Consider the following 5,964-nt stretch of genomic DNA (forward strand, 5'->3'; position numbering starts at 1 on the left):
ACATTTTGACAACCTATTTCAAAAATCACTTGCATATTTATAAAATATACCTATCTTTGCAAGCAAATAAACATTTAAAGAGATTCACACATGAGTTACCTTATAAAACCAGCCAATTATAAGCCGCTGCTTGATATGAAGCAGACCGAGCTGGGCATCAAGCAAATTAAAGAGTTTTTCCAGCAAAATCTCTCGTCCGAACTTCGCTTGCGCCGTGTTACTGCTCCTTTGTTTGTACTAAAAGGAATGGGAATCAACGATGATTTGAGCGGTACGGAACGCCCTGTCAGCTTCCCCATCAAAGACTTGGGAGACCAGCAGGCAGAAGTAGTTCACTCACTGGCCAAGTGGAAACGTGTCACTTTAGCCGACTATCAGATTGAACCCGGCTACGGAATTTATACCGATATGAATGCCATACGTGCCGATGAAGAGTTAGGCAACATACACTCTCTTTATGTAGACCAGTGGGACTGGGAACGGGTTATTACACCGGAACAACGTACAGTAGACTTCCTGAAAAGTATTGTGACCCGTATCTATGCAGCCATGCGCCGCACAGAGTACATGATTTGTGAAATGTATCCACAGATTAAGTCATTCCTGCCCCACGATGTACATTTCATTCATTCAGAGGACTTATTGCAAATGTATCCTGATAAGACTACCAAGGAACGCGAAAACCTGATTACAGAACGTTTTGGAGCCGTTTTCATCATCGGAATCGGAAACAAGCTGAGTAACGGACAACCACATGACCTGCGTGCTCCGGACTACGACGATTATACCACTGTAGATCCCAAAACAGGGCTTCCTGGCTTGAACGGTGACTTGCTGGTGTGGAACGACGTGCTGCAACGCGCACTGGAAATTTCCTCCATGGGTATCCGTGTGGACAAGGCTGCCATGCTCAAGCAATTGGAATTAGCCGGAAAAGAAGAACGTACCAAACTGTATTTCCACCAGCGCCTGCTAAACGACACACTCCCTCTGACCATTGGAGGAGGTATCGGACAGTCACGCTTGTGTATGCTTTATCTGAAGAAGGCACATATCGGAGAAATCCAAGCCAGCATCTGGCCGGAAGATATGCGTGAAGAATGCGCACGACTGGGTATGCAACTTATCTGACAAACACATAGATCATCATATAAAATAACAATCCCCTTGCTCCGTTTTATGGGTGGAGCAAGGGGATTTCTTTTTGCGTATTTATTGATTTGTTGTTTCTTACCAGTTGATAGGAGTCTCTCCATGAGCCACCAGGTATTCATTGGTGCGACTAAAATGCTTGTTTCCAAAGAAACCGTTATAAGCCGACAAAGGAGACGGGTGCACAGAAGTTAACACCAGATGCTTGTTGCGGTCAATAAACGCTCCTTTCTTCTGCGCATAAGCCCCCCACAAGATAAACACCAAATGTTCTTTCTGTTCAGCCAGCACACGGATGGCCGCATCCGTAAACTCCTCCCAACCTCTGCGCTGATGTGAACCAGCCTGATGGGCACGCACCGTCAAGGTAGCGTTCAGCAGCAGCACACCCTGCTCGGCCCAACGAGTCAGGTTACCACTGGCAGGAATCGGCATACCCAGATCATCGTGGATTTCCTTGAATATATTCTGCAAAGAAGGAGGAAATGCTACCCCGTCGTTCACCGAAAAACACAAGCCATGCGCCTGTCCCGGTCCGTGATACGGGTCCTGCCCGATAATCACCACTTTCACCTTATCAAAAGGACAAAGGTTGAATGCATTGAAAATCAATCTTCCGGGAGGATATACCGTAGTCTGCTGATACTCCTGACGGACAAAATCGGTCAACCGGACAAAATAATCTTTTTCAAACTCCGGCGCCAGTGCCTTTTTCCAGCCTTCTTCTATCTGTACATTCATAATACGATGAGTAAATAATTAACCCCAAAGGTTCAGTTTATTCTTTTGAGCTTCCGCAAGTGAAACCGTCTGTACCGTTTTCTGACGGTTCTTTTCACGCAAAGCCTGATATTCTTCATTCAAAGCTTCCACAAAAGCCGGACGTTGCTCACGATTCAGCAACTTGGCAGCCACCAATGCATTTTGTGAAGCATCCTTCATGTATACTACCGGTGCATGATATACTGGAGCAATCTTCAGTGCCGTATGCAGCTTCGAAGTGGTAGCCCCGCCAATCATCACCGGAATATCCAGTCCAGCCCGCTGAAGTTCAGTCACCACATGCACCATTTCTTCTAGCGAAGGAGTAATCAGTCCACTCAGCCCTACGATGTCCACCTTTTCACGGATAGCCGTTTCTACAATCTGCTCGGCAGGCACCATTACACCCAAATCTATAATTTCATAGTTGTTGCACGCCATGACCACCGACACGATGTTCTTTCCGATGTCGTGCACGTCGCCCTTCACCGTAGCTACCAGCACCTTTCCGGCACTGCGGGCACCTTCTTCCTTTTCTGCCTCGATATAAGGCTGAAGAATAGCTACCGCCTTTTTCATGGTCCGTGCAGTTTTCACCACCTGCGGCAAGAACATTTTTCCCGAACCAAATAAGTCTCCTACATGGTTCATTCCTGCCATCAGCGGTCCTTCGATGATGCTCACTGCATTCGGGTAACGTGAAAGCGCCTCCTGCAGGTCTTCCTCCAAATAATCCGAAAGTCCCTTCACCAGCGCATATTGCAGCCGTTCTTCCACCGTAGTGTTATTCCGCCACAGTAGTTGAGCCGACGCACTTCCTTCTTGAGAAGCAGTACCTTCTTTCTCCTGCTTCAGCCGTTCTGCCGTTTCAATCAAGCGTTCTGCAGCATCCGGCCGACGGTTCAGCACGACATCCTCAATCCGTTCCAGAATATCCTGCGGAATATCCGTATACAATACAGACGTAGCCGGATTGACAATTCCCATATCCATTCCCTGCTGAATGGCATGATACAAGAATACGGCATGCATAGCCTCACGAATGTAGTTGTTGCCACGGAAAGAGAACGACAAGTTGCTCACCCCTCCACTGACATGAGCCCCCGGCAGATTCTTACGTATCCATCCGGTAGCCTGAATGAAATCGACCGCATAATTATTATGCTCTTCAATACCCGTAGCTACGGCCAGCACATTAGGGTCGAAAATGATATCTTCAGGAGCAAACCCTACCTTATCTACCAGAATGCGATATGCCCGTTCGCACACCTCAATCTTGCGACTGTACGTATCGGCCTGCCCCTTCTCGTCAAAAGCCATGACGATGACTGCTGCCCCGAGCTGTTTCACCTCACGGGCATGCGCTATAAAGACCTCCTCTCCTTCCTTCAAGGAAATAGAGTTGACGATACATTTTCCCTGCACACATTTCAGTCCGGCACGTATCACTTCCCACTTGGAAGAGTCAATCATAATGGGCACACGGGCTATTTCAGGTTCCGAAGCCACCAGATTCAGGAAGGTAGTCATCTCTTGTGCGGCATCCAGCAAGCCATCGTCCATATTTACGTCGATGACCAAAGCGCCGTCTTCCACCTGCTTGCGGGCTATCGACAAAGCCTCATCGTATTTCTTCTCATTAATGAGTCGCAGAAACTTACGTGAACCTGCCACGTTACAGCGTTCACCGACATTGACGAAATTGATTTCCGGAGAAACTTCGAGCAACTCCAATCCCGACAACCACAAATGCGCGTGCTTCTTCACAGGCACACGAGGCTGTACCCCTTGTATCAAATCCTGATACAAGGCAATGTATTGCTCCGTCGTACCGCAGCATCCTCCGATAATATTTACCAGCCCTTCTTCGATATACTCCTTCACTTCGGCAGCCATATCTTCGGGAGTCTGGTCATATTGTCCCAACGAATTCGGCAATCCGGCATTCGGATAAGCACTGATATAATAAGGCGCACGTGAAGCCAGTTGCTCCAGGAAAGGTTTCAACTGACGGGCACCAAATGAACAGTTCAACCCGACGGAAAACAAGTCAGCATGTTCCACCGAAGCCAAAAAGGCATCCAAGGTCTGTCCAGACAAGGTACGTCCGGCAATGTCCGACACGGTAACCGACAGCATCAAAGGTACCCTACGTCCAATTTTTTCCATCGACAATTCTGCTGCCCGAATAGCCGCCTTGGCATTCAACGTGTCAAAAATAGTCTCAATCAGCAGGGCATCCACTCCCCCTTCCAGCAAGGCTTCCATCTGCTCACAATAAGCTGCCTGCAATTCATCGAAAGTCAGCGCACGAAAAGCCGGGTTATTTACGTCCGGACTCATGGAACAAGTCTTGTTGGTAGGCCCTACAGAACCCGCCACAAAACGCGGCTTTTCCGGATTCAATGCTGTAAACTCATCGGCCATCCGGCGTGCCAGACGTGCTGCCGCAAGATTAATTTCCCGACAATAAGCCTGCACATGATAATCGGCCATCGACACCGAAGTGGCATTAAAGCTATTGGTTTCAATAATATCGGCACCTGCCACAAGGTATTTCCGATGAATATCTTCTATTACTTCCGGACGAGTAAGACACAGCAAGTCATTATTCCCTTTCAATTGCCCGGGAATATCCTTAAAACGTTCTCCCCGGAAATCAGCTTCCGAAAGATTATATTGCTGTATCATCGTACCCATGGCACCATCGAGTACCAGAATACGTTCCCGTATCAGTTGTTGTATCGTCTTTGTCTGCATAGCTTTCGTGCACCATTATTTAATTTAGCGTTTGAACATACGGTCCATCATCCGTCGGTCTTCTTTTTCTTTCAACGTCTGACGTTTGTCATACTGCTTCTTACCTTTGGCCAGCGCAATGACTACCTTGGCCAGCCCCCTCTCGTTAATATACATGCGAGTCGGCACAATTGTAAAACCAGGCTCATCAGAAGTACGCTGCAACTTGCGCAATTCTTTCTTTGTCAGCAGCAGTTTACGGTCACGACGAGCCGTATGATTGTTATAAGAACCGTAGAAATACTCTGCAATGTGCATGTTCTTTACCCACAGTTCTCCACGGGAAAAGAAACAGAAAGTATCTACCAGACTGGCCTTTCCCTGCCGGATAGACTTGATTTCCGTTCCGGTCAGCACAATTCCGGCCGTGTACGTATCGATAAATTCATAATCGAACGACGCCCGCTTGTTCTTGATATTAATATTATTTGAAACAGGTCTCATCAATTCAAAATTACAGACAATTTATTAAACACAAATTCTATCATCACCGGAGAAAGCAGTATCAGAATGGAGGCGACAACCGTATAGGAAGTCAACTTACTCTCCGGAATTTCCAAAAACCGTCGTGCCCCTTCAAACACCACAGCCACAGTGTACAGCTGAAGAATCCAGTGAAGTATTTCAATGGAAATCAGCCCATTTACCATATCGAGCACAAACAGAACCGTCATAGAATACCCCACAAACACTTGAAGAGTTTCCTTTGGAATATACTTATTGAACAGGTTCCAGCTGATTTTATCCAGCAGATACACCGCAACAAAAAATCCACCAAACAAAGACACGGCTATGGCACAACAGCGTGTCAAGGCCCACTGGAAAAACTCCGAACTGACATCACGCCCGATAAAAGTACCTATAAATTCCGACAATCCGCACAATCCGATAAGCGGATAGACGTATTCCGACATCATCCTGCTTCCCTGCCCTTCAGCCGCTTCTTTTTCCCAAAAGCGTCCGGGTGAAGAAAGTAAAAATGCCATTTTATTGAACAATTCTTTATAATTCATTCCCAATTCTTTTCATTATGCGATGAAACGAATTGCAAATTTACAAAAAAGTATGAGATAAAGGAAAGAGGGACTTATCTTTTCAAGCTATTTAAAATTCGGTATTCCCAAAATAAAATCAGCCTAGAAAATTCAGAGAAAAACAGTGTATGGAAAAGACTTTCAGAGAGGTGTTTTAACGTCCCCCAAAATGCACTTACGTTTAAAACAAAACTCTTTTGTGTTTCAACTAAAACGG

5 protein-coding genes are annotated in these 5,964 nt (G+C 46.5%); 1 reads left to right on the forward strand and 4 read right to left on the reverse strand.

Going from position 1 to position 5,964, the window contains the following annotated elements; all coding sequences use genetic code 11:
* Nucleotides 1–90: 90 nt before the first annotated feature.
* Complete coding sequence (gene asnA, locus WKT20_RS17295) at nucleotides 91–1,131, forward strand: aspartate--ammonia ligase (protein WP_340417797.1); 1,041 nt, start codon at nucleotides 91–93, stop codon at nucleotides 1,129–1,131.
* 99 nt (nucleotides 1,132–1,230) lie between these two features.
* Here the strand turns inward: asnA and ung are convergent, their stop codons facing one another.
* Genes ung through WKT20_RS17315 form a run of 4 tightly spaced genes read right to left on the reverse strand, consistent with a single transcriptional unit; the run spans nucleotide 1,231 to nucleotide 5,726 of the window.
* Nucleotides 1,231–1,893 (reverse strand): uracil-DNA glycosylase, encoded by a 663-nt coding sequence (gene ung, locus WKT20_RS17300; protein ID WP_007561065.1) that lies wholly within the window; start codon nucleotides 1,891–1,893, stop codon nucleotides 1,231–1,233.
* An 18-nt stretch (nucleotides 1,894–1,911) separates the two neighbouring features.
* On the reverse strand, nucleotides 1,912–4,674 hold the full coding sequence (metH, locus tag WKT20_RS17305; protein WP_340417798.1) for a methionine synthase: 2,763 nt from the start codon (nucleotides 4,672–4,674) through the stop codon (nucleotides 1,912–1,914).
* A gap of 24 nt (nucleotides 4,675–4,698) precedes the next feature.
* The gene (gene smpB / locus WKT20_RS17310; RefSeq protein WP_007561061.1) at nucleotides 4,699–5,157 is read right to left on the reverse strand and encodes an SsrA-binding protein; all 459 of its coding nucleotides are present in this window, start codon (nucleotides 5,155–5,157) and stop codon (nucleotides 4,699–4,701) included.
* Nucleotides 5,157–5,726, reverse strand: coding sequence for a YIP1 family protein (locus tag WKT20_RS17315; RefSeq protein WP_007561059.1), 570 nt, complete (start codon nucleotides 5,724–5,726; stop codon nucleotides 5,157–5,159). Before WKT20_RS17315 ends, smpB begins: the two co-directional genes overlap by 1 nt.
* Between the last annotated feature and the right edge of the window lie 238 nt (nucleotides 5,727–5,964).

The organism is Phocaeicola sp. ICN-14070 (genome assembly GCF_037892625.1).
GTDB classification, from domain to species: domain Bacteria; phylum Bacteroidota; class Bacteroidia; order Bacteroidales; family Bacteroidaceae; genus Phocaeicola; species Phocaeicola plebeius.